Source organism: Streptomyces sp. NPDC006435 (assembly GCF_040612315.1).
Classification (GTDB): domain Bacteria; phylum Actinomycetota; class Actinomycetes; order Streptomycetales; family Streptomycetaceae; genus Streptomyces.
In genome coordinates this window covers 22,819-47,561 of record NZ_JBEXPY010000059.1, presented here as the reverse complement: position 1 = coordinate 47,561, position 24,743 = coordinate 22,819, and the positions used below count along the sequence as shown (strand labels likewise).

Here is a 24,743-nt window from a genome sequence, read left to right as displayed (position 1 = left end):
GGTGCGAGGGCAACGGTGGCGGGCCGGTCCCGTCGGCTCCCGTGCGTCACGGCGCCCCGGTGGCCGCGGGCGGGCGGTGCCGTACGGGCCGGGGCGCGGCGGCCCTTCTCACAGGGTGCGCTCCAGGCGGTCGGCCATCAGCCGGACGAAGCGCGAGGGGTCGGCCAGCTCGCCGCCCTCGGCGAGCAGCGCCAGGTCGTGCAGGAGCTCGGCCGTCTCCTCCAGGCCGGTGCCGGCCTCCTCGTTCCGGTCGGCGTACGCCCGGTTGAGGCCGCTGACCAGCGGGTGCTCCGCGTTGAGTTCGAGGATGCGCTTGACGTGCGGGACCTCCTGGCCCATGGCGCGGTACATGTTCTCCAGGGCGGGCGTCACGTCGTGCGCGTCGGAGACGATGCACGCGGGCGAGACGGTGAGCCGCGAGGAGAGCCGCACCTCCTTGACGGTCTCGCCCAGCCGCTCGGTCATCCAGCCGAGGAGGTCCGCGTACTCCTGCTGCCGGTTCTCGCGCTCGGTGGCAGCCTCCTTCTTCTCCTCCTCGGTGCCGAGGTCGACCTCGCCCTTGGCCACCGACCGCAGCTTCTTGCCGTCGAACTCCGCGTCCGCCTCGACCCACACCTCGTCGACGGGGTCGGTCAGCAGCAGCACCTCGACGCCCTTGGCCCGGAACGCCTCCATGTGCGGGGAGTTCTCGATGGCCTGCCGGGACTCGCCCGTGAGGTAGAAGATGTGCTCCTGGCCGTCCTTCATCCGCTCCACGTACTGCCGCAGCGTGGTCGGCTCGTCCTTGTCGTGGGTGGTGGCGAAGGAGGCGACGTTGAGGATGGCGTCGCGGTTCTCGAAGTCGCTCAGCAGCCCTTCCTTGACGACGCGGCCGAACTCCCGCCAGAACGTGGCGTACCGCTCCGGCTCGGAGGACATCATGTCCTTGACCGTCGACAGCACCTTCTTCGCCAGGCGCCGGTGCATCAGCTGGATCTGACGGTCCTGCTGGAGGATCTCGCGCGACACGTTGAGCGAGAGGTCCTGTGCGTCGACGACGCCCTTGACGAAGCGCAGGTACGGCGGCATCAGCGCTTCGCAGTCGTCCATGATGAAGACGCGCTTCACATAGAGCTGGATGCCGCGCTTGTACCCCTGCATGAACAGGTCCTGGGGCGCGTGCGACGGGATGAAGAGCAGCGCCTGGTACTCGAAGGTGCCTTCCGCCTGGAGGCGGATGGTTTCGAGCGGGGCGATCCAGTCGTGGCTGATGTGCTTGTACAGCTCGTGGTACTCGTCGTCGGTGACCTCGTCCCGCGAGCGGGCCCACAGGGCCTTCATCGAGTTGAGGGTCTCGGGCTCGCGCGGGGCCTCGTCGGCCCCTTCCTCGTCGCCCGCGCCCTCCACGGCCTCGGGGGCCATCCGCACGGGCCAGGTGATGAAGTCGGAGTACCGCTTGACGATCTCCCTGATCTTCCACGGGGAGGTGTAGTCGTAGAGCCGGTCCTCGGTGTCCTCCGCCTTGAGCCGGAGGGTGACCTCGGTGCCCTGCGGGGCGCTGTCGACGGTCTCGATCGTGTACGTGCCCTCGCCGGTGGACGCCCATCGGGTGCCCTGGCTCTCGCCCGCGCGCCGGGTCAGCAGCGTGACCTCGTCGGCCACCATGAAGCTGGAGTAGAAACCGACGCCGAACTGGCCGATCAGTCCCTCGGCCGCGGCGTTGTCCTCGGCCTCCTTGAGTTCCCGCAGGAATTTCGCCGTGCCCGAGTTCGCGATGGTCCCGATGAGCTGGACCACTTCGTCGTGAGACATCCCGATGCCGTTGTCCCGCACGGTCAGCGTGCGGGCCTGTCGGTCCGTCTCGATCGTGATGTGCAGGTCGGACACGTCCGCGTCGAGCGAGTCGTCGCGCAGCGCTTCGAGCCGCAGCTTGTCGAGCGCGTCGGAGGCGTTGGAGACAAGTTCGCGCAGGAACACATCCTTGTTCGAGTAGATCGAGTGGATCATCATCTGCAGAAGCTGGCGAGCTTCCACCTGAAACTCGAACGTCTCAGTGGGCATAACCGTGATTCCTTCTCAGGTCCGCTTGGTTGGGATCCGGACCCGAGAACTTTAGTTCAGCCGATGATCTCTCCGGGGCGATCCGCGGGAACCCGGCGGAACCTCTTCTCTCCGGTGCGTGGCGCACCACCGGCGTCCTGGCCACCGACTTCGTTTGCAAGCAAGGCAGTTGATGGTCCATCCGCTGTTCATCGTGGCGCCTTCCGCCCTCCATCCTGCCCCCATAGCGTCGCCGCCGCCGACCGAAACGCCACCGAGGAGCAATGTGAGCACTTCCGCCCTGACAGCGCTGACCGCCGCACTCGTGCTGGTGACCGGTGCCCCGACGACGCCTCCCCCCGTCTCCGTCACCGCGTCCGTGGAGACGCCCGCCGTCCACGACGACGAGGCGGGCGGCAACGCCGACGCCGACGACCCCGCCGTCTGGGTCGACCCCGACCGTCCCGGCCGCAGCCTCGTGATCGGCACCCTGAAGGAGGCCGGGCTCGATGTGTACGGTCTCGACGGCAGGCGTCTGCAGCACATCGCCGCGCCGTCGGCGCCGGGCGAGGACGCGGCGCCGGGCCGCTTCAACAACGTCGACCTCGTCTACGGGTTCGAGCTGGGCGGCAGGAAGACCGACCTGGCGCTCGTGAGCGACCGGGGCCGTGACCGGATCCGGGCCTTCGCGATCGACCCCGCCGCCGTCGCGGCCGGCCGGCCGCCGCTGAGGGACGTGACCGCCCCCGACGTCCGGCCGGTCTTCGCCGCGAGCGAGTCCGAGGTGGACGAGCAGCGCACGGCCTACGGACTCGCCGCGTTCAGCGACGACGACGACGCCTACGTCGTCGCCTCGCAGCGCGAGGAGGCCCGGCTGAGGCTGCTCGAACTGGAGGACCGCGGCGGCCGGGTCGGCTACCGGACCGAGGACACGCTCGATCTGCCCGCCTCCTTCACCCTGCCCGACGGGACCGGCTGGCGGCCGTGCGCCGACCCCGGCGAGCGCCCGCAGGTCGAGGGCATGGCCGTCGACCAGGAGGAGCACGTCCTGTACGCGGCGCAGGAGGCCGTGGGCCTGTGGCGCGTCGACCTCGACGACGAGGAGTTCGAGGCGCCCAAGATGATCGACCGGGTCCGCGAGTACGGCACGCCGTGGACGTACGACGCCGAGGAGGAGGAATGCGTCCTCGACACCGCCCATGACCCCGGCTTCGGCGGGAAGAACCTGAGCGCCGACGCGGAGGGCGTCACCGTGTACCACGCGGCGGACGGCGCCGGCTACGTGCTCGCCTCCAGCCAGGGCGACAACGCCTTCGCGGTGTACGGGCGCAAGGGCGGCAACGACTACGTCGGCTCCTTCACCCTCGACGACGGCCCGGCCGTGGACGGCGTGCAGCACTCGGACGGTTCCACCGTCGTCAACGTCCCCCTGGGCCGGTCCTTCCCCGAGGGTCTGCTGGTGACCCACGACGGCGAGGCCACTCCCGCGGACGGCGGGCGCGAGGCCACCGACTTCAAGCTGACGCCCTGGAACGCCGTGGCGTCCGCCTTCCCCGAGCCGCTGACGGTCGACACCGAGTCGTTCGACCCCCGCGACACCGACTGACGCGCACACCGGCGGCCGGGGGCTCGTCCCGGATGTCCGCCCCCCGGCCCGTCGCGGGCCGGGGGGCGGACGCGTAAGGGAACGGGAAGGGTCACGGCGCCATCTCGTACGACCCGGACAGCGCCTCGACGCGCTTCCAGACCCGGTCCGAGCGCCCGGCGTCCACGGCCGGGCGCCGGACGGCACCCAGGGCCCAGAGCTGCTGCTGCTCGGTGGCGGAGTCCTTTCCGTGCAGTTCGACGGCGTGCGCGGAGAAGTCCCGTACGAGAACGGCGAACAGCTCGTCCAGGACGTCCTCGTCGAGCCCGGTCAGCCGCGCCTGCTCCAGGACCAGCTGGCCGTGGACGACGAGCGCGAAGAGCTGGCCGATCGCCAGGAGCAGGTCCAGGTCCCGGCTCTGCTCCTCGTCGGGGGCCGCGGTGGCGACGAACTCGCACAGCGCGTCGGCCTGTTCGCGCAGACGGCCGACGTTGGGCAGGTGGGCGTACGCGTCGTAGGCCGGGCGCCAGTCGTGGAAACGTACGGCGCCCAGGCCGCGGGCCGGTCCCTGGCGGAAGAGGAACGTGTCGTCGGCCCCGTCCAGCCGGGTCGGCACGGGCGCGTAGTCGACCGGGTCCAGCAGGTGGTTCCGCATGAACTTCAGGATCAGCGCCAGGTTGACGTGGACGGTGCCCTCCAGCTTCGGCAGCCCCCGGATCTCGACGGCTGCCTGGGCGAAGTAGTTGTCCTTCTCGAAGCCCTTGGCGGCGATGACGTCCCACATCAGGTCGATGACCTTCTCGCCCTCCGTGGTCACCTTCATCTTCGTCATCGGGTTGAACAGCAGGTAGCGGCGGTCGTCGGGGCCCGCGGAGCGGAAGTAGTCGACGGCCCGGTCGCTGAACAGCTTCATGCCGACGAGGCGGACGTACGCGTCGGTCAGCTCGCGCCGCACGTGCGGGAAGGCGGTGACGGGGCGGCCGTACAGGATGCGGTTCTGCGCGTGCGTGACGGCCTCGTACATCGCGTGCTCGCAGATGCCGATGGAGGCGGTGCACAGGTTGAACTTGCCGACGTTGACGGTGTTGAGCGCGGCGTCGAAGGCGGCACGGCCGGTGTGCAGGACGTCCCCGGCGGCCACCGGGTAGTCCGCCAGGCGGAACTCGCTGACGAACTTCGAGGAGTCGACGACGTTCTTGACCAGGTGGTACGCCGGGTGGCGGCTGTCGGCGGCGAAGAAGACGTAGCCGTCCGGGCCCTCGACGTCGGTGCGGCGGCCGAAGACGGATACGAGTCCGGCGGCGTTGCCGTTGCCGATGTAGTACTTGGAGCCGGTGGCGCGGAAGCCGCCCTCGCTGTCGGGGGTGAGCAGCATGTCGGTGGAGTAGATGTCGGCGCCGTGCGTCCTCTCCGACAGGCCGAAGGCGAACACCTCGCCCTGGCGCAGGAGTTCGGCGGCGCGGTCACGGGCGGCGGCGTTGTCGCTCTGCCAGACCGGGCCGAGGCCGAGGATGGTGACCTGCCAGGCGTACCAGTAGTCGAGGCCGTAGAAGCCGAGGATCTCGTTGAGCGCGGCGATCCGGGCGGTGTCCCAGCGCCGGGTGTCCCGCTCCCCCTCGGCGGCGGCGGAGGCGGGCGTGAGGAAGGCCGCGAACAGCCCCTCCTCGGCGGAGAACGCGAGGAAGTCGGCCAGCCAGGCCCGCGACCGGTAGTCCTCGATCAGCCTGCGCCTGCCGCGCGTCTCGAACCAGTCGACGGTGGCGCGCAGCAGCCTGCGGGTCTCGGGGTCGAAGTGCGCCGGGTCGTAGGTGCGCGGGTTGAACAGCAGCGGATCGGTCATGGGGGTGCCTTCCGTTTCGGGTCGGTGGGAGGGATGGCGCCGGCCGGGCGGTCGTCCCGGCGGCGGCGCGGCCGGGCATGCGTGTGCGCGGAGCCGGGGCGGCGGGTCGCGAGGGGGTGGTTCAGTGCTCGGGGCCGAGCCGGTGGAGCGTGGCGAGCACGTCGTCGAGCCAGGCGAGCGTCATCCGCTCGTACGCGATGCCGCCGCGCAGCACGACGTGCTGGAGCTCCCGCCCCGCGTCGAGCGGACCGGTGCCGGACCGGTCGGTGCCGGACGGACCGGCGGCGGACGGACCGGCGGCGAATGGATCGGTGCCGGGGGACGCCGGGTCGGGGGACGCCGGGTCGGGCGTCCGCGGTCCCGTGAAGTCGCGTTCCTCGCCCGCGAGGTAGTGGGCGAGCCGCTCGGCGTGCACCTGCCGGTACCGCCGCACCTCGCGGATCAGCGCGGCCGGGTCGTCGAAGGCCGACCCCCGGATCTTCACGGCGAGGTCGTGCCGGACGCTCTCGGGTTCGATCGGCTCGTGCAGCCACTCCGAGAGGGCGTTCCGCCCGGGGGCGGCGACGGAGTACTCCTTCTTGTCCGGACGGCCCTCCTGCGGCACCTCCCGGACCTCGACCCAGCCGTCGCCCTCCATGCGCTTGAGCACGCGGTAGATCTGCTGGTGGGTGGCGGTCCAGAAGTACCCGATGGACCGCTCGAACCGCCGGGACAGCTCATAGCCGGAGCCGGGCTTCTCCAGCAGGGACACCAGGATCGCGTGTTCGATCGCCATGCCCCGATCTTTCTATGCAACTCGTTGCATGGACAAGTCGGGCCGCCCGGGTGAGACGCGACTCACCCGGGCGACGGAACCTGTGCCTCCGCCGATCACATGGCCCGCTCGACGCTCCACACCGGCAGCCGCTCGAAGAAGGCGACCGCCTCCTCGCGCCACCGGGGCCGCCAGCCGGCGGCCACCTCGGACGCCCGCTCCGCGTGGCGCCTCATGTCCGCCCGCATCCGGGCCGCCGCCCCGCTGCGCTCGCCGATCTCCCGGACGGCGGCGATGGTCTCCGGCGTGCAGGACCGGTCGCCGAGCGCGGCCTCCACCACGTCCCGGTCGGCGCCGTCGGTGGTGGACAGCAGGGCGGCGACGGTGTAGCTGCGCCGGCCGTCCCGGATGTCGGTGCCGGTCGGCTTGCCCATGACGGCCGCGTCCCCGAACAGGTCCAGGTAGTCGTCGCGCATCTGTCCGCTGATCCCGACCAGCCGTGCGTAGTCGCGCAGTTCCCCGTCGAAGCGCTCCGGCCGCTCCCCCGCCGCCAGGAGCCCGAGCTGGAGGGGGGCGAGGAGGGAGTAGCGGGCGGTCTTGTAGTCGGCCACGCCGTGCAGGACGTCCTCGTCGGGGACGGTGGTGGTGAAGTCGCGTTCCAGGTCGACGATCTGGCCCACGAAGGTGTCGGCCGCCGCCCGCGTCTGCACCTCGACCATGGCCTGGCGTACGGGTACGGGCAGTTCGGCCTCCAGGAGCGCCCGCAGGGACAGGGCCAGGGCCAGGTCGCCCGCGAGCACGGTCAGGCCGATCGCCGCCTGCGGGTGCCCGGGGAACCGCTCGCGGTAGGCGTAGTAGGTGGAGGGGCCGTCCCGGCGGGTGGGGCTGTCGTCGATGAGGTCGTCGTGGACCAGGCCGTGGGTCTGCAGCAGTTCGATGCTCAGCGCGGCGGCGTCCAGCCCCTCGACCGGTTCGGGGGTCACCAGCCGGGCCGCCTCGTGGAGCAGGACCACCCGCATCCGCTTGCCGCCGCGCAGGGACAGGTCCCGCAGCAGCCGGACGCACTCCGGCGTGAAGCGGCTGAACGACGGCGCGTCGAGCCGGGTGTCCAACGAGTCGAAGTACTCCTCGAAGAGCGCGGTGAAACGGCGCTCGTGTCCGGCGGCGCGCTTCAGTACCTCGCCGAAGCCGGCGGTGTCGGTCATGACGGGTGTTCTCCTGCGTGAGGGGCGGGTGACGTGCGCGCGGACGCGCGGGAGTGCCGTACGGCGGCGCGTGCGTCGGGGACGCGATTGTCTCAGGAGGCGCACCGGGCGACGGCCGGGGACGGGGAGCGGGAACGGGCCACGGGGACGGGGCGCGATCGATCAGGAACGAAGAAGCGGCGCCGCCGCCCGGCCCGTAGCGTGAGGCACATGGACATCGAGCTCCCGCAGCACCGCACCGCCGTCGGCGCCCGCGCCGCGGCGCCCGCCCGGCGCCGCGGACCGTGAGTCCCGGTTCACGAACCGGAGGCCGCCCACCGGGTGTTACCCTGCCGCGATCCCACCGGGCGCGAGGCCGACGAGCCGCCCGGCCGGGAGCACGACGCACCACGGCCGTCGCCCGGTCCGGCCCCCGGGGCGCACCTCATGGCCGGGCCGCGGGCCCCGCCCCGGCCGGCACCGCCGATCACACGGAAGACCACCCGCCGCCGCGCCCGTACCGGCGCGGAGGAGCGGGACGCACCGCCCGGAACCGCTCGGGCCGTACGACACCCACGAGGCCGCGAGGGCGGCCCCGCGACGGATGGAGACACGATGAGCACGGCCACGAGGACGAACACCCCGTCGCCCGCGCCGCACACCGCCGACAGCCACGAGGTGATCCGCGTGCACGGCGCGCGCGAGAACAACCTCAAGGACGTCAGCATCGAGATCCCCAAGCGCCGGCTGACGGTGTTCACCGGCGTCTCCGGCTCGGGCAAGAGCTCGCTGGTGTTCGACACGATCGCCGCGGAGTCGCAGCGGCTGATCAACGAGACCTACAGCGCCTTCGTGCAGGGTTTCATGCCGACGCCGGACCGGCCCGACGTCGACGTGCTGGAGGGGCTGACCACCGCGATCATCGTCGACCAGCAGCGGATGGGCGCCGACCCGCGTTCCACCGTCGGCACCGCCACCGACGCCAACGCGATGCTGCGCATCCTCTTCAGCCGGCTCGCGCAGCCGCACATCGGCCCGCCCGGCGCGTACGCCTTCAACGTCCCCTCGGTCCGGGCGAGCGGTGCGATCACCGTCGAGCGCGGTGCCAAGAAGACGGTGAAGGCTACCTTCAGCCGCACCGGCGGCATGTGCACGCGCTGCGAGGGCCGGGGCGCGGTCTCCGACATCGACCTCACCCAGCTCTACGACGACTCCAAGTCGCTCTCCGAGGGCGCGTTCACCATCCCCGGCTGGAAGTCGGAGAGCTTCTGGACCGTGCGGGTCTACGCCGAGTCGGGCTTCCTCGACCCGGACAAGCCGATCCGCGAGTTCACCGAGCAGGAGATGCGGGACTTCCTCCACCGGGAGCCGACCAAGGTGAAGGTCGAGGGTGTGAACCTCACCTACGAAGGGCTCATCCCCAAGATCCAGAAGTCGTTCCTGTCCAAGGACAAGGAGGCGATGCAGCCGCACATCCGGGAGTTCGTGGACCGGGCGGTCACCTTCACCACCTGCCCCGAGTGCGACGGCACCCGGCTCGGCGAGGAGGCCCGGTCCTCCCGGATCGGCGCGATCTCCATCGCCGACGCGTGCGCGATGGAGATCCGCGACCTGGCCGAATGGGTCCGCGGGCTCGACGAGCCGTCGGTGGCGCCGCTGCTGGCGACGCTGCGGCAGACCCTCGACTCGTTCGTGGAGATCGGGTTGGGCTACCTCTCGCTCGACCGGTCCTCGGGCACGCTGTCGGGCGGTGAGGCGCAGCGCGTCAAGATGATCCGCCACCTCGGCTCCCCGCTCACCGACATCACCTACGTCTTCGACGAGCCCACCGCGGGGCTGCACCCCCATGACATCCAGCGGATGAACAACCTGCTGCTGCGGTTGCGGGACAAGGGCAACACGGTGCTGGTGGTGGAGCACAAGCCGGAGACGATCGCGATCGCCGACCACGTGGTCGACCTCGGTCCGGGTGCCGGTACGGAGGGCGGCACCGTCTGCTTCGAGGGCACCGTCGAGGGGCTGCGGACCGGCGGCACCCGCACCGGCCGCCACTTCGACGACCGCGCCCGTCTCAAGGAGAAGGTCCGGACGTCCACCGGCGCGCTCGAGATCCGCGGCGCGACGGCGCACAACCTCCAGGACGTCGACGTCGACATCCCGCTCGGGGTGCTGTGCGTCGTCACCGGTGTCGCGGGCTCCGGCAAGAGCTCGCTCGTGCACGGGTCGATCCCGGCCGGTGCGGGCGTGGTGTCGATCGACCAGAGCCCGATCCGCGGCTCCCGGCGGAGCAACCCGGCGACGTACACCGGGCTGCTCGACCCGGTCCGCAAGGCCTTCGCGAAGGCCAACGGCGTCAAGCCGGCCCTGTTCAGCGCCAATTCCGAGGGGGCCTGTCTCAACTGCAAGGGCGCCGGGGTCATCTACACCGACCTGGCGATGATGGCCGGCGTCGCCACCACCTGCGAGGAGTGCGGGGGGAAGCGGTTCCAGGCATCGGTGCTGGAGTACCGCCTGGGCGGCCGGGACATCAGCGAGGTGCTCGCCATGTCCGTGACCGAGGCCGAGGAGTTCCTCGGCGCCGGTGAGGCCCGCGTCCCGGCGGCGCACAAGATCCTGGAACGCCTCGTGGACGTCGGCCTGGGCTACCTCGGTCTGGGCCAGCCGCTCACCACCCTGTCCGGCGGCGAGCGGCAGCGGCTCAAGCTGGCCACCCACATGTCCGAGAAGGGCGGTGTCTACGTCCTCGACGAGCCGACCACGGGGCTGCACCTCGCCGACGTCGAGCAGCTGCTCGGTCTGCTCGACCGGCTCGTCGACTCCGGCAAGTCGGTGGTGGTCGTCGAGCACCACCAGGCGGTCATGGCGCACGCCGACTGGATCGTCGACCTCGGCCCCGGCGCCGGTCACGACGGCGGCCGGATCGTCTTCGAGGGAACCCCCGCGGACCTGGTCGCCGCCCGTTCCACCCTCACCGGGGAGCACCTCGCGGCCTACGTGGGCGGCTGAACCGGGACCGGCCGCCCGGAACGGGTCCGGGCGTCCGGTACGGGGCGGGGTGCGCCGCCCCGTACCGGACGGCGGACCCCGGGATTCACTGCTGTCCGGTGGGTTCGAACCAGGTGGGTTCGTCCGCCAGCGACTTCTTGATCCGGAAGAGCGCGAACTCGTGCAGCGGGGGCAGCGCGTCCACCTCGAACCAGCCCACCTCCAGCGACTCGTCGTCGTTGACCCGCGCCTGTCCGCCCGTCGCCCGGCAGCGGAAGGTGACGTCCAGGTACTGGCAGCGGTCGCCGTTGGCGTACTGCACCGGCTCCAGGGCCTGGGTGAGCACCACCCGTTCCGCCACGCAGTGCACGGCGGTCTCCTCGTACACCTCGCGCTCCGCCGTCGCCGCCGGCTGTTCGCCCGGTTCGCAGATGCCGCCGATGACCGACCACTTGCCGGTGTCGGTGCGGCGGCCGAGGAGGACTCTGCCCTCGTCGTCGAAGACGACGGCGGTGACGCCCGGCAGCAGGAGCAGTTGCTGACCTGCGGTGGCGCGGATCTCACGGATGAATTCAGGAGTGGCCATGGGGCGACCCTACGTGGTCCGAAGGCTCGCTCACCTGCTGCGTCGCTGCCGCACCGCACGGAGGGCGACCAGGCCGAGCCCGGCCGCGGCGATCAGCACGAGGACGCCCTCGGGGAGCGCGCCCATCCGGGTCGCGGGCGTCTGCGAGGACCGCAGCGGCACCTCGTCCACGAGCGCGTCCGGGGTGAACAGCTTCGTCTGCTCGACGACCTCCCCGTCCGGGCGGATGATCGCGCTGACCCCGCTGGTGACGGGGACGACGACGGACCTGCTGTGCTCGACCGCCCGCACCCTGGACATGGCCAGCTGCTGGTAGGTCATCTCGCTGCGGCCGAAGGTGGCGTTGTTGCTGGGCACGGCGATCAGCTGCCCGCCGTGCGTGACCGTGTCGCGGACGGCGTCGTCGAACGCGGCCTCGTAGCAGGTCACGAGCCCCACCCGGGTGCCCGCCAGATCGAAGACGCCGACCTTCTCGCCGGGTCCGAAGTCGCGCCGCACCCGGTCCACGTCCGAGCTGAAGACACGCGCGACGGACCGCATCGGCATGTACTCGCCGAACGGCTGGATGTGGCGCTTGTCGTACGTGTCGACCGGGCCGCGCCGCGGGTCCCACTCGATGAGGGTGTTGCGCAGCTTGGCGGTGTCGGACTCGGGTTCGAGCACCGCGCCGATCACGGTGGGCGCGCCGATCGCCCGCACCGCCCGGTCGATCAGGATCCGGGCGTCGGCGTTGCGGTAGGGGTCGAGGTCGGAGGAGTTCTCCGGCCACAGGACGAGGTCCGGCTGCGGGACCTTGCCCGCCTTCACGTCCCGGGCCAGCTGCTCCGTACGGTTCACGTGGTTGTCCAGGACGGCGCGGCGCTGGGCGTTGAAGTCGAGTCCGAGCCGGGGCACGTTGCCCTGGATCGCGGCGACGGTCGCGGTGCCGTCCTCGGCCGAGTCGTCGACGAGCGGCAGCGCGGCGAAGGCGGAGGCGACGGGGACGACGACGCTCACGGCCGCGGCCGTGACGGCCGTCCGGGACACCTGTCCGGTGCCTCGGCGGGCCAGGAACTGGCGCACCGCCTCGCAGAGCCCGAAGCCGCACAGCACCACCGCGAAGGAGAGCAGCGGTGTGCCGCCGACCGCCGCGAGCGGCAGGAACACGCCGTCCGCCTGTCCGAACGCGATCTTCCCCCAGGGGAAGCCGCCAAACGGCATCCGGGCCCGGACCGCCTCGTCGAGCGCCCAGACCGCGGCGGCCCACACTGGCCACCAGGACAGCCGGGACACGGCGGCGATCCCGAGGCAGCCGAACCCGATGAACAGCGCCTCCGCCGCGGCGAGCGCCAGCCACGGCACCGGGCCGACCTCCTCGCCCGTCCAGTGCAGCAGCGGCAGCATGAAGCCCAGCCCGGCGAGCAGGCCGAGCCCGAAGCCGGCGCGGAGCCGGCGCCCGTGCAGCACCCAGCCGAGCAGGGCGAAGCCGGGCAGGACCAGCCACCACAGGGGGCGCGGGGGAAAGCTCAGGTACAGCAGTACGCCCGAGAGCACGGCGGCGGCGGGCCGCAGTACGAGGCGTGACTTCCGGGACGCGGGCGCAGGCACCGGCTGCGGGGCGTCGACTGGGGTGATGGTGGCGCTCACCAGGCGGAGTCTACGGTGGGCGGCTGTGGGTCCGGCAGCCCCCGCCCGCCGGGGGCGGTCCGCTCCACCGGGGTCCGGGGCGGGTGCGGGTCCGGCAGGGTTCAGGCCCCGGCCGCCGCGCCGCTCGCCGGCAGGTGCAGGCGTTCGCGGATGAAGCGCACGCCCGCCTCCGCGTCGTCGACCGTGATCGTGAACGTCCGGCCGTCCCCGAGGTGGAGCACCAGCCCCTCGCCCCTGCGGACGACCACGGCGGTGCCCTGTTCGGGGCGCCAGCGGTAGCCCCAGCCGCCCCACTGGCGCGGTGTGACCCGGGGCACGAACTCCGCGCCCACCACGTGGGTGAGCAGGATCCGGCGGCGCGGCAGGCCCATGTGGCCGCAGCGCACCTCCAGTGCGTCGCCGTCGATCCGGACGGCCACGTTCACGAAGGCGAGCGTTCCGAACAGCATGAGCAGTCCGGCGGCGACGCAGCCGACCACGGACATCAGCAGGGGAACGATTCCCGAGGTCCAGTTCGAGCTGACGGCCAGCTGGACGCCCAGCGCCAGACAGGCCGCGCCCGCGACCGCGAACACCCACTGGGCCCGGTTGGTGGCCCGGCCGGTCCAGACGTCGGAGCGGGATTCGGTTCCGGTGTGCGGGGGTGTACGGAGGTGATCCCTCATGCCAAGCAGCGTACTCAGGATTCCGCATGCCGGGAGGTGGGAGCGGCGGCCCCCGAGGGGTCAGCGGGCGGGGCTGACGGCCCCCAGCAGACGCCCCTCGGCGTAGGCCAGGGCTGCTTCCGGCAGGTCGGTGGAGCGGCCGCTGAGGAGCACGGTGAGACCGGTGGAGGGTTCGGCCGACGGAGCGGGTCCGGCACCGATCCGGCGCAACGCCTGGGCGGCGACCGCGTCGGCCGAGCCGTGCAGCTCGACGGGCGGCAGGCCGGGCCGGTGCACGGCGGCGCGGATGCGCTCGGCGACCAGTTCGTAGTGGGTGCAGCCCAGGACGACGGCCCGCACGTCACGGGGGGTGAGCGCGGCGGCCGCGGCGACGGCCCGGTCGATCGCCGCCTCGTCCGCGTTCTGCACGGCGTCGGCGAGGCCGGGGCAGGGGACCTCGGTGACCTCGACGGACCGGGCGAACTCACGGATGAGTCCGTGCTGGTACGGGCTGCCGGTGGTGGCGGGCGTGGCCCAGATCGCGACGGGGCCGCCGCCCGCGACGGACGGCTTGATCGCGGGGACCGTGCCGATGACCGGCAGCTCGGGTTCGAGCGCGGCGCGGAGCGCCGGCAGGGCGTGGACGGAGGCCGTGTTGCAGGCGACGATCAGCGCGTCCGGCCGGTGGGCGGCGGCGGCGCGGGCCACGTCGAGCGCGTGGGCGGTCACGTACTCGGTGGTACGGGGTCCCCAGGGCATTCCGTCGGGGTCGGAGGAGAGCACCAGATCCGCGTCGGGCCTCAGTCGGCGTATCGCGGCGGCCGCTGCGAGCAGGCCGATTCCGGAGTCCATGAGCGCGATCTTCACCCGGTCACCATAGTCGACCGCCCTTGCGGTTTTGTCCGGGTGGGGCAGACTGCGGCGAATGAGCGCCGTTGCCTGGATCGCCGTGTGTTCGCTGACCGCGTGGGTGTGGCTGCTGCTGGGTCAGGGGTTCTTCTGGCGGACCGACCAGCGGCTGCCCCGTCGGGGGGTTCCCGACCGCTGGCCTTCGGTCGCGATCGTGGTCCCCGCGCGTGACGAGGCCGACATGCTGCCGGTGAGCCTGCCGTCGCTGCTGGCGCAGGACTACCCGGGACGGGCCGAGGTCTTCCTCGTGGACGACTGCAGCGAGGACGGCACCGGGGACGTCGCCCGCGCGCTGTCCGTGCGGTACGGGGGGCTGCCGGTGACGGTGGTGTCGCCCGGTGAGCCGGAGCCCGGCTGGACGGGCAAGCTGTGGGCCGTGCGGCACGGCATCGAGCTGGCCCGGGCCCGGGAGCCGGAGTACCTGCTGCTGACGGACGCGGACATCGCGCACGAGCCGGACAGCCTGCGGGAGCTGGTCGCCGCGGCGGTGACGGGCGACTACGACCTGGTCTCGCAGATGGCCCGGCTGCGGGTGTCGAGCGTCTGGGAGCGGCTGGTCGTACCCGCCTTCGTGTACTTCTTCTCGCAGCTCTACCCGTTCCGGTGGGTGAACCGGGCCGGGGCCCGGACGGCCGCGGCGGCCGGTGGCTGTGTGCTGCTGCGGACCGGGGCGGCGCGGCGGGCGCGGATCCCGGAGTCGATCCGGCAGGCGGTGATCGACGACGTGTCGCTGGCGCGGGCGGTGCGGCGCAGCGGCGGGCGGATCTGGCTGGGCCTCGCCGAGCGGGTGGACAGCGTGCGGCCGTACCCGCGGCTCGCGGACCTGTGGCGGATGGTGTCGCGGAGCGCGTACGCGCAGCTGCGGCACAGCACGGCACTGCTCCTGGGGACGGTGCTGGGGCTCGCGCTGGTCTATCTCGCGCCGCCGGTGACGCTCGTCGCGGGGCTGCTGGGCGACGACCCGGTGGCCGCGTGGGCGGGCGGCGGCGCGTGGGCGGTGATGACCGGGACGTACCTGCCGATGCTGGCCCACTACCGGCAGTCGCCCTGGTGGGCGCCGTTGCTGCCGTTCACCGCCGCGCTGTACCTGCTGATGACGGTCGATTCGGCGGTGCAGCACCACCGGGGCCGGGGCGCGGCCTGGAAGGGGCGTACCTACGCCCGTCCCGAGGCCGCGCCCGACCGATGAGCGCAGGGGTCATCGGCCGGGGGCCGCAGGGACGGCCGGACCTTCGGGGGGTCATTTACGGCCGGGCGTCCAGTTCATGCCCCACCCGTAGGCGTAGTCGATGGTGCGCTGCGGGCTCACTCCCCGCTCGGGGACGAGGTAGCGGGCCTCGCGCTGCACCGTGAGGTCTCCCCCGTTGTTGGTGATGAGCGCGAGGGCGCAGACGGTGGACGGGACGGTGCACTCGTCGAGCGAGAAGTCGATCGGTGCGCCGTGCTGGGGCTGGAGGGTGACGGTGGCGTGGAGGTCGGCGAAGCTCCGGGCGCCCTCGTAGATCGTGACGAAGATCAGGACTCGCCTGAGCTCGTTCTTGTGGTCGAGGTTGACCGTGAGGTTCTCACCGGTGGCGACGGCGCCGGTGCGGTCGTCCCCGTCGAGGTGGATGTACGGGGGGTGCTGGAGCGCGCCGAACGCGTTCCCCAGCGCCTGCACGACTCCCTTGCGTCCGTCGGTCAGCTCGTAGAGGGCGCAGAGATCGAGGTCGAGGTCCGAGTGCTGGGCGACGGCCCGGCCGAGCTTGCTTCCCCAGCCCTTGAACTGTTTGCGCACTTCCCAGTTGAGATTCACCCGGAGCGCTCCCGAGGTGCCGCCCTGCTTGGCGAGGGAGACCGAGGGGGCTTCCTTGGTGAGGGTCACCTTGGTCAGCCGGACGGGTGCGGGGGCGGGCGGTGCGGGCGGTGCCGCCGGCGGGGCGGGCGGGAACACGGGCTGGGCCGGTGTCCGGTGGTCGGCCCGTGTCGCACCCTGGTACTGCTGCGACGCCTGCGGTTGGTGATACGGCTGAGTGGGCTGAGTCGGTTGGGTCTGCTGCGGTTCGTCGACTGAGATCCCGAAGTCCGTCGCGAGACCCTCCAGGCCGGAGCCGTACCCCTGGCCTACGGCACGGAACTTCCAGGCGCCCTGGCGCCGGTAGAGCTCGCCGAGGATGAACGCGGTCTCCACCGTCGCGTCCGTGCTGTCGAAGCGCGCGATCTCCCTGCCGTTCGACGCGTCCGTGACGCGCACGTACAGCCCGCTCACCCGGCCGAAGGTGCCGCCGTCCGCGGAGGCGGCCAGGACCACGCGGTCGATGACCGGCTCGACGCGCGCCAGGTCGACCGCGATGTTGTCCGTCGTCCCCGTGCCGGTGCTCCGCTTGCCCTCGTGGCGCACCGCTCCGGACGCGTGGGAGGGCTGGTTGTAGAAGACGAAGTCGGCGTCGTCGCGCACCTTTCCCGACACGAGGAGGAGCGCCGAGCCGTCCACGTCCGGGGCTCCCGGGGAGGTGTTCCACCCCAACTCGACCCGAACGGCCTGAGCCGTCACCGGAACATTGGCTCCTTTAGGCATGGTCATGTTTCGCCCCCATCGCGATTCCGGCTGCCCGAAAACCTTTCCCCGACAACCTAATCCCCCCGACCGGTGAGGGACTCACGAACGGGTCCGTGAACACGGGCTCCGTCTCCGTCCGGCCCCGTCCGCCGGCGCCGGCACGGTGCCCCCGCCGGGCCCGGCCGTCCGTACCGGCCTCGCGGCGGCCCCGGCGGATCGGTGGCGGGTGTGCGGTTTCGAGCCAAAATCGGTGCGGCACCGGAGGGAGTTGCCGCCGAAACGTTCCCGCCGTCTCCTTTTCCGGCCACGCCGACGCGGACCGACCGGTCCGCCGAAGCCCTATCCTCGGGCCGGAAGAAGCGCATGGACAGATCCGGTTCGGCAGAACGACGTACCGGCGCGTCCGGCCGCACGTGACCAGAAGAGGGGCCCCGCATGGGCGAAGAGCTCGATCTCGAAAAGGAAATCCGCAGCGGGACACCGCACTCGGCCCGTGTGTGGAATTACTGGATCGGCGGCAAGGACCACTACCCGGTGGACCAGGCGCTGGGGGACCAGGTCATCGCGTCCTACCCCCAGACGCGCGACCTCGCCCGGGCGTCACGGGCCTTCCAGGCACGCGCCGTTCGCCACCTGGCGAGCGAGGCCGGAATCACCCAGTTCCTCGACATCGGTACCGGACTGCCCGTCCAGAACAGCACCCACGAGGTCGCGCAGCGTTTCCAGCCGAAGGCGCGCATCGTCTACGTCGACAACGACCCGCTGGTGCTGGCCCACGCCCGCGCCCTTCTGACGAGTGCGCCGGACGGCATGACGAACTACGTGCACGCGGACATGCTGGACGCCGAGCGGGTGCTCCAGGAGGCCGGGCAGACCCTGGACCTGACGCGGCCGGTGGCCGTCATGGTGCTGTCCACGCTGGGGCACGTCGCTCCCCGGGACGGAATCGACCTCATGCGCCGGTACATGGCCGGGGTCGTGGCGGGCAGTTGCCTGGTGCTCTGCGACACCGTCGCCACACCGCAGACGCTGGCCGCGCAGGAGGCGTACGCCTCGGGGGACACACCGCCCTACCTGGTGCGCCGGCCCGAGGAGATCCTCGCGAGTGCCGACGGCATGGAACTGATCGAGCCGGGCTTCGGTTCCATCTCCCTGTGGCGTCCGGACGGGAACGAAATCGATGCCGAGCCCGTTGACCAGTGGGGGTTCGTCGCCCGGAAGTGAAAATGCGGTCCGCGCGACAACTCCCGCCGCGCCCATGGCGGCTGACGCCATGGGGCGGGTGCGCGAAAGCGTCCGTGCGCGCGGTGAATAGCGCCGGTCGTCGGCGTCCGGTTTCGGTCGGCGAGAAGTCCATGGCGCTTCCCCATAAAAGAAGTGTGTACGGCGTGCAAAGGGGAAGTGATCATCGGCGCTCCGGCCCGTCCGCACGGTCGGCGGGCCTGCCGACCGTCCACCGGTGGCATCCCTCCGGGAACGAGGAGTGCGAGGTCAGGGGCGCCCGGACCGGGTCTCCGGGCCCCCGCGGGCGCCGCGCGGATGTCGCCCTTTGCAGTCCTTCCACGACTTCTCGTCAACCATGCGGACCATCCCCGAAAAGTCCCCGTCACTAACGGGACCTTTATCAATGTTCTAGCAGGTCAGGCGGCCAGAAACGACATAAAACGGATACCCCCGAGATTAGGTCTCCCCAACCAGCACATCGTGGGCTTAACTTAGGTGCCATGACCTCCCCTCGCTCCACCTTCGGCGGCGGCTACTACGCCTCCTCGTCGTTCCCCGAAACTCCGATCTACGACTCCTTGGTCGCGGAGCGGGGCACCCCTCAGATCGCTCCGATCCGAGTGCCCGCCGCCTATGACACCGGCAATGGTTATCTGCCGGCTCTCCCGGCGGCCCTGCCGGCCCTTCCCGCGGCGCCCTCCCAGCCCGGCCCGTCGTACGGCTACCCCCAGCCGGCGGCTCCGCAGGGTTACGCGCCGATGCAGCCCGCCCAGCTGCAGCACGCCCCGGCGCCGTACATCCCGCAGCAGCCCGCCGCGCCCCGCGGCGGGTACCAGCCGCCCCAGTCGCCGCAGCAGCAGTACCAGCGGCCCGCGCCGGGCACCGGGTACGAGGCGATGCGTCCGGCGTCGCCGCGCCCCGCCCCGGCCCCCTCGCCCCACGAGGACCCGTACAACCGCCCGTACCAGGGCCGGGGGTACTGAGCCGGCGGTCGCGCACGGACGCACGGGGTCGTCGTCGAGCCATGGGGACTCGGCGGCGACCCCGGTGTTCCGGCGTCGGACGGTCCGTCAGCCCGGCCCGCCGCGCGGGAACCGGTGGGGCGACCTCCGCACCGACCGGGTGAAGTTGCTCTCTCTTCGTCCCTTCGGCACCCGAAGCGGGCCGTACCGGGTTATGACGGATGCGGGAAGGGGGGTGCCGGACTGTGCGAGCGGTCGTCGGAGTGTGGCGTTGGCGCCGCAATCCCCTGCGTCGCGCCACCGACCGGTGCGAGGCGTGGGTGGCTCTCGTCGCGCTGCTCCTCATGGCGGTGGCCGCGCCGGCCCTGGGCTGGGTCTGCGGCGCTCTCACCGACGGGTCCCTGCAGCGGACGGTGCGGGAGCAGCGGGCCCGGCTCCATGCCACGACCGCGGTCGTGGTGCGCCTGGCGCCGGGGGCGTCGCGGCCGGTCACCGATCCCGGGGCCGCCGCGGAACAGGGCCCGCGGGCCTCGGTGGTGGCGCGTTGGAGGGCTCCGGACGGCACGGCCCGCAGCGGCACGGTCACGACCTACTCACGCAGCGTCAGGTCCGGTTCGGAGGTGGAGATCTGGACCGGTCCCGACGGCCGCGCCGCGCAGCGCCCCATGGACGCCCCGACCGCCCGTGTCCACGCGGTGCTGGCCGGCGTCGGGGTGGCCCTGCTCGCCGCCGGACTGGTCGAGGGCGGCCGCCGACTGGTCGTCCGGGCCATGACATGCAGGCGGTACGCCCGGATCGACCGGGCCTGGGCCGAGGCCGGTCCGGACTGGGGCAGGACCGGAACCGGCAGCTGATCACCTCCTGATCCGGACAACTCCCGCCCGCCGCGCGCGCTACGGTGGACCGGCCCGCCCGCTTTCCCGGCGGGCGCGCCCGGGGTCCGCCGTTGCCGGAAGACCGGTGGTCCGGGCATCACGCACGCACGAGGTGGGGGCACAACAGCGCCATGGCACAGGGCACGGTCCAGGTGACGCACACCGGCACATCGCGGTGGCGGCGCCGCACAGGCGAATACGCCTCCCTCACCGCAGCCCTGGAGGCCGCGGCGGACGGCGATGTCCTCACCGTCGCACCGGGCACGTACCGGGAGAACCTGGTCCTGCACCGCGCGGTGACCCTGCGGGGGCCGGAGGGTTCCGTCGGTTCCGTGCGGATCGCCCCGGTCGACGGCGTGCCGCTGACCGTCCGTGCCTCCGCCGTCGTCTCGGACCTGCACGTGGAGGGCCAGGACTCGACCGTCCCGGCGCTGCTCGTCGAGGACGGCGCGCCGGAGATCGCGGATCTGCGGATCGTCACCCGTTCCGCCGCCGGGATCGAGGTGCGCGGTGCGGCCCGGCCCGCCGTGCGCCGCTGCACCGTCGACAACCCGGCCGGGGTCGGCATCGCCGTGCTCGACGGCGCGGGCGGGGTGTTCGAGGAGTGCGAGGTGGTCTCCGCCGGGCAGGCCGGGGTCTCGGTGCGCGACGGGGCGCACCCCCGTCTGGAGCGCTGCCGGGTCCATCACGCCTCGGGCGCTGGGCTGAGCGTCACCGGGGAGGGCAGCGGCCTGGAGGGGGTCGGCTGCGAGGTGTACGAGGTCAAGGGCAGCGGCGTCCAGGTGACCGCCCGGGCCGCCGCCCACCTCGGCGAGTGCACGGTGCACCGGACCTCGGCGGACGGCATCACGCTCGACACCGACGCCGTGCTGACGCTCGCCGACTGCGACATCCACGACATCCCGGAGAACGCGGTGGACCTGCGTTCCCGTTCGGTGCTCACCCTGACCCGCTCCACGGTGCGCCGGTTCGGCCGCAACGGCCTCTCCGTCTGGGACCCCGGCACCCGGGTGGACGCCAACCAGTGCGAGATCCACGACAGCACGGGCGACTACCCCGCGGTCTGGGTGAGCGACGGGGCGACCGTGGTACTGGACTCCTGCCGGGTCCACGACGTGCCGGACGCCCTCTTCGTGCTCGACCGGGGCTCGCGCGCCGACGTCGTCGACAGCGACCTGTCCCAGGTGCGCAACACCGCGGTGTCGGTGAGCGACGGGGCGACCGCGCAGCTCGACGACTGCCGGATCCGCGAGGCGTCCACCGGCGCCTGGTTCCGCGACCACGGCAGCGGCGGCACGCTGAACAACTGCACCGTCGACGCGGTGCAGACCGGAGTGATCGTCACCAAGGGCGCCGACCCGACGATCGAGCGCTGCACGGTCACCTCGACCGCCGAGGCCGGTTTCTACGTCTCCGCCGAGGGCCGCGGCACGTTCCGCCAGTGCCGGGTCACCGGCAGCGACGGCTACGGCTTCCACGTGATGGACGGCTGCCGCACGACGCTGTCCCGCTGCCGTACCGAGCGGTGCTCGCGCGGGGGTTACGAGTTCGCCGAGGGCGGCGCGCACGGCGACGGCCAGGGGTCCGGTCCCGTGGTCGAGGACTGCACGAGCGACGAGAGCGCGCTGCGCTCCCCCGCCGCGCCCACGCCCCCCACCGTGCTCACGGCGACCCAGTCGGCCCCCGGCCTGCTCGGCGGGGTGCCCGGACAGCGTGCCGTGGAGCCCTCCCCGGCCGAGGCGCCCGCCGTCGAACCGGCGCGTTCGCCGGACGCGGTCCTCGGTGAACTGGACGCGCTGGTGGGCCTGGACAGCGTCAAGCGGGAGGTGCGCGCCCTCACCGACATGATCGAGGTCGGCCGCCGGCGCCGGGAGGCCGGGCTCAAGGCCGCGTCGGTCCGGCGCCATCTCGTCTTCACTGGCTCCCCCGGCACCGGCAAGACCACCGTGGCGCGGCTGTACGGCGAGATCCTCGCCTCGCTCGGGGTGCTGGAGCGGGGCCATCTGATCGAGGTGTCCCGTGTCGACCTGGTGGGCGAGCACATCGGTTCGACCGCCATCCGCACGCAGGAGGCGTTCGACCGGGCGCGCGGCGGGGTGCTGTTCGTCGACGAGGCGTACGCCCTGTCGCCCGAGGACTCCGGCCGGGACTTCGGCCGGGAGGCGATCGACACGCTCGTGAAGCTGATGGAGGACCACCGGGACGCGGTGGTCGTCATCGTCGCCGGGTACACCCGCGAGATGGAGCGGTTCCTCACCGTCAACCCCGGTGTGGCGTCCCGTTTCTCACGGACCATCACCTTCAGCGACTACGAGCCCGCCGAACTGCTGCGGATCGTGGAGCAGCAGTCCGACGAGCACGAGTACAGCCTGGCGGACGGGACCGGGGAGGCGTTGCTGAAGTACTTCGCGGAGCTGCCCAAGGGGCCCGCGTTCGGCAACGGCCGCACCGCGCGCCAGACCTTCGAGTCGATGGTGGAGCGGCACGCGGGCCGGGTCGCCCAGCTCGCCGAGCCGAGCACGGACGACCTCAGCCTGCTCTACCCGGAGGACCTGCCCGAACTCCCCTGAGCACGGGGGGATCCGGTGTCGCCCGCCCCGTCGGCCTGGTGGGGCAGGACCGGGGCCAGCCGGTCCAGCAGCGCGGCCCGTTCCTGGGCGAAGACCGGGTCGGCCTGGTAGTCGGAGTGGCCCAGGACGGCTTCGGGCAGCGGGTGTTCCCGGGTCCGTCCGTAGACCAGGGGGTCCTTCAGCGGCCCCCGGTCCACCTCGGGCCCCGGCCCCTCGTCGAGGCGGACCCGGCCGCCGATCGGGTCGGTGGCCCGCCACAGGTTGCGCCAGCAGTGCACGGACCGGTGCAGCGCCCCCAGCGGTACGGGGCCGAAGTAGGCCGGGAACCAGCGCCCGTACAGTCGCTCGATCGGCGAGCCGTAGGTGAGCAGGGCGACCCGGCTGCGGGTGCCGGCGGGCAGTTGCCAGACCGCGGACGCGGCGAGGACGCTGCCCTGGGAGTGCCCGGAGATGACGAGCCTGCCCCGGGTGAGCGCGGTCCAGCCGGACATCCGTGACGCCAGGTCGGGGACGGCCCGTTCGGCGTAGCAGGGCGGTGCGAAGGGGTGGGCGGCGCGCGGCCAGAAGGTGCCGACGTCCCAGAGGATGCCGATGGTGCGCCGGGCGGAGGCGTCGCGGTAGGCGCGCCGGCCCCAGGTGACGAAGAGTATGAAGCCGAGGCCGACCATCCAGGAGCCGGTCGACTGGGCGGCCTGTGCGAGGGACTCGACGAACGGGCCGCTGCCCTTCATCGCGAGCCCCGGCACCTCTCCGCTCACCCAGGCCCCGACGACCGCCCCCGCGCCGAGCAGCAGGGTGGCCGCGCAGACCGGGCCGAGGATCCAGGGCGCGGAGTCGGTGAGGGCGGCCGTGGCCCGGATGCGGGCGATCTGCCGGGTCCGGGCGGGGTCCGGCCGCTCCTGCTCGTACTCCTGGTCGATCCCGGGTTCCAGGGCGCGGGCGGCGAGCCAGGTCCGTACGAGCAGCAGGAGGGCGGGGACGGCCAGCAGCACCAGGAGGACGGGGATGACGGACGCCTGCCAGCTGAGCAGCACCGGCGGTCCCTCGATGACGGAGTTCCTGCCCATGCCGGGGGTGCCGGGGCCGTCGAGCCAGTCGGCGACGCGCTGGGAGACCCCGCCGCTCATGACGCCGCCGAGGGCACAGGCGAGCATCGCGACCACGGGTCCGCCGAGTCCGTACATGACGGTGCGGGGTTCGGGGGTCCGGCGGTACAGGTTCAGGGCCACCGCGGCGAGCACGACGACGAGTGCCCCCTGGCCGAGGGCGATGGCGCTGAAGGCGAAGTCGCCGGGCAGCGTGCCGGAGGAGGTCCAGTCCGGGCGGGACCAGGAGGCGTACACCGCGGCGAGGAGCAGCAGGGCCAGGGCCGCGTCGGGCAGGTAGGTGATGAGGGCGCGGTCGAGCCGGTTGTCGAGGCGCCGTTCGCTGCGGCCGCGGCGGCAGACCACCCAGAGCACGACGAGCGCGCCCGCGGCCAGCGCCGCCTCGATCAGGCGGCCGACGAGGTCCGGCACCGGGCCGGTGACCGCGCGGTCGTGGCGTGCGGCGGCCCCCGCGACCGACGCGGCGACCGTCAGGAACCCGGCGGCGGTGTGGGCGGCGCGCAGCCGGGCGACCAGGCGGCGGCCGTACCAGAATCCGGGGCGGCCGAGGGCGGGACGGCCGCCGGGCTCGGCGACCGGTTCGGTGAGGGTGTCGTCCTCGGGCTCCGATCCGGCCAGGGGGCGCTGCGACTCGTACGCGCTCCAGGTCCGGTTGGACAGGAACCAGAGCAGCGCGACCAGGGCGGTGGGCACCAGGGCGGCGAGGGCGAGCCGGCGGCCCGGCTGGGACCACCAGCCGCCCTGGGCCGTGGACAGGAAGCCGAGCCAGGAGCGCTGGTTCGAGCAGTCCGGGACGCCCGCGCACTGCCAGGCCGCCAGGTCGAGCGCGACCTCGCAGACCGCCGCGGTCAGCAGGACCGTGAGGCTGAGCGCGAGGAGCCGGACGAGGACGCCGTACAGGCGCACCGCGCGGGTGCGGCTCCTGGCGGTCGGGCGCATCCAGTGGGCGAGGTTGACCACCATGAACGGCAGGAGCAGCAGCCACAGGGCGCGGGAGCCGTTCCCGGAGGTCAGGTTGGACCAGCAGTAGGCCTCGGCGATGGGCCGGTCGCGGTAGCGCTCCGGGTGCTGTTCGGCGTCCTTGTCGTCGACGCGCCGGTAGATGGCGGCGGTCGCGTCGCCGGTGATCCTGACCGTGGACGGGTCGTCGAGCATCTCCTGGGGAGTGGCGCCGCCCACGCCGTGGACCAACAGCTCCAGCGCGGGCCCGGGACTCTGTGGGGCCGGGGTGGCAGGTGGCACTGAGGTGACTCGCTCTCTTGGTCGTGGGGGAGGTGCTGATGCGGTGTCACCAGAATCGTGGAAGAGGGGCGGTGTCCGCACCCTCTCCCCGAA

At 72.5% G+C, this 24,743-nt stretch carries 17 protein-coding genes; 7 read left to right on the top strand and 10 right to left on the bottom strand.

The genetic code is table 11. The annotated features are described in order from the left end of the window. Positions 1–108: 108 nt before the first annotated feature. Entirely contained in the window at positions 109–2,040 is a 1,932-nt protein-coding gene (gene htpG, locus ABZZ04_RS35060) for a molecular chaperone HtpG (RefSeq protein WP_356936275.1), read from the bottom strand. A gap of 265 nt (positions 2,041–2,305) precedes the next feature. Between htpG and ABZZ04_RS35055 the strand changes: the two genes are divergently transcribed. After that, positions 2,306–3,625 (top strand): phytase, encoded by a 1,320-nt coding sequence (locus ABZZ04_RS35055; RefSeq protein ID WP_356936274.1) that lies wholly within the window; start codon positions 2,306–2,308, stop codon positions 3,623–3,625. Positions 3,626–3,716: 91 nt separating this feature from the next. Here the strand turns inward: ABZZ04_RS35055 and ABZZ04_RS35050 are convergent, their stop codons facing one another. The 3 genes from ABZZ04_RS35050 to ABZZ04_RS35040 form a co-directional block, all read right to left on the bottom strand. Beyond that, positions 3,717–5,444, bottom strand: a complete 1,728-nt coding sequence (locus ABZZ04_RS35050) for an acyl-CoA dehydrogenase family protein (protein WP_356936273.1) — start codon at positions 5,442–5,444, stop codon at positions 3,717–3,719. 121 nt (positions 5,445–5,565) lie between these two features. Further along, positions 5,566–6,219, bottom strand: coding sequence for a PadR family transcriptional regulator (locus tag ABZZ04_RS35045; RefSeq protein WP_356936272.1), 654 nt, complete (start codon positions 6,217–6,219; stop codon positions 5,566–5,568). Positions 6,220–6,314: 95 nt separating this feature from the next. Then, positions 6,315–7,403 (bottom strand): polyprenyl synthetase family protein, encoded by a 1,089-nt coding sequence (locus tag ABZZ04_RS35040; RefSeq protein ID WP_356936271.1) that lies wholly within the window; start codon positions 7,401–7,403, stop codon positions 6,315–6,317. Between the two features lie 594 nt (positions 7,404–7,997). Between ABZZ04_RS35040 and ABZZ04_RS35035 the strand changes: the two genes are divergently transcribed. Beyond that, positions 7,998–10,388 (top strand): excinuclease ABC subunit UvrA, encoded by a 2,391-nt coding sequence (locus tag ABZZ04_RS35035; protein WP_356936270.1) that lies wholly within the window; start codon positions 7,998–8,000, stop codon positions 10,386–10,388. Between the two features lie 85 nt (positions 10,389–10,473). Here the strand turns inward: ABZZ04_RS35035 and ABZZ04_RS35030 are convergent, their stop codons facing one another. From ABZZ04_RS35030 to ABZZ04_RS35015, 4 genes are all read right to left on the bottom strand, one after another. Then, positions 10,474–10,953 (bottom strand): NUDIX domain-containing protein, encoded by a 480-nt coding sequence (locus tag ABZZ04_RS35030; protein ID WP_356936269.1) that lies wholly within the window; start codon positions 10,951–10,953, stop codon positions 10,474–10,476. Positions 10,954–10,983: 30 nt separating this feature from the next. Then, on the bottom strand, positions 10,984–12,579 hold the full coding sequence (lnt, locus tag ABZZ04_RS35025; protein WP_356936268.1) for an apolipoprotein N-acyltransferase: 1,596 nt from the start codon (positions 12,577–12,579) through the stop codon (positions 10,984–10,986). A gap of 101 nt (positions 12,580–12,680) precedes the next feature. Then, entirely contained in the window at positions 12,681–13,244 is a 564-nt protein-coding gene (locus ABZZ04_RS35020; protein WP_356936267.1) for a hypothetical protein, read from the bottom strand. 60 nt (positions 13,245–13,304) lie between these two features. Continuing rightward, complete coding sequence (locus tag ABZZ04_RS35015) at positions 13,305–14,090, bottom strand: aspartate/glutamate racemase family protein (protein ID WP_356936266.1); 786 nt, start codon at positions 14,088–14,090, stop codon at positions 13,305–13,307. Between the two features lie 58 nt (positions 14,091–14,148). Here ABZZ04_RS35015 and ABZZ04_RS35010 point away from each other — a divergent pair, with 58 nt between their 5' ends. Then, complete coding sequence (locus ABZZ04_RS35010) at positions 14,149–15,321, top strand: glycosyltransferase (protein ID WP_356936265.1); 1,173 nt, start codon at positions 14,149–14,151, stop codon at positions 15,319–15,321. Positions 15,322–15,372: 51 nt separating this feature from the next. On the opposite strand, the gene ABZZ04_RS35005 is transcribed toward ABZZ04_RS35010, so the two are convergent. Continuing rightward, entirely contained in the window at positions 15,373–16,695 is a 1,323-nt protein-coding gene (locus ABZZ04_RS35005; RefSeq protein WP_356936264.1) for a TerD family protein, read from the bottom strand. Between the two features lie 411 nt (positions 16,696–17,106). On the opposite strand from ABZZ04_RS35005, the gene ABZZ04_RS35000 reads away from it, so the two are divergent. From ABZZ04_RS35000 to ABZZ04_RS34985, 4 genes are all read left to right on the top strand, one after another. Continuing rightward, positions 17,107–17,895, top strand: a complete 789-nt coding sequence (locus tag ABZZ04_RS35000) for an SAM-dependent methyltransferase (RefSeq protein WP_356936263.1) — start codon at positions 17,107–17,109, stop codon at positions 17,893–17,895. A gap of 500 nt (positions 17,896–18,395) precedes the next feature. Then, positions 18,396–18,878 carry a DUF6643 family protein gene (locus ABZZ04_RS34995; RefSeq protein WP_356936262.1) on the top strand — a complete coding sequence of 161 codons (483 nt, stop codon included), beginning with the start codon at positions 18,396–18,398 and terminating at the stop codon, positions 18,876–18,878. A 224-nt stretch (positions 18,879–19,102) separates the two neighbouring features. Further along, a complete protein-coding gene (locus ABZZ04_RS34990; protein WP_356936261.1) occupies positions 19,103–19,711 on the top strand; it encodes a hypothetical protein in 609 nt (202 codons plus the stop codon). 152 nt (positions 19,712–19,863) lie between these two features. Beyond that, on the top strand, positions 19,864–22,302 hold the full coding sequence (locus ABZZ04_RS34985) for a right-handed parallel beta-helix repeat-containing protein (protein ID WP_356936260.1): 2,439 nt from the start codon (positions 19,864–19,866) through the stop codon (positions 22,300–22,302). Here the strand turns inward: ABZZ04_RS34985 and ABZZ04_RS34980 are convergent. Further along, complete coding sequence (locus ABZZ04_RS34980) at positions 22,272–24,650, bottom strand: hypothetical protein (RefSeq protein ID WP_356936259.1); 2,379 nt, start codon at positions 24,648–24,650, stop codon at positions 22,272–22,274. The two genes, ABZZ04_RS34985 and ABZZ04_RS34980, sit on opposite strands and share 31 nt — an antisense overlap. Positions 24,651–24,743: the final 93 nt, after the last annotated feature.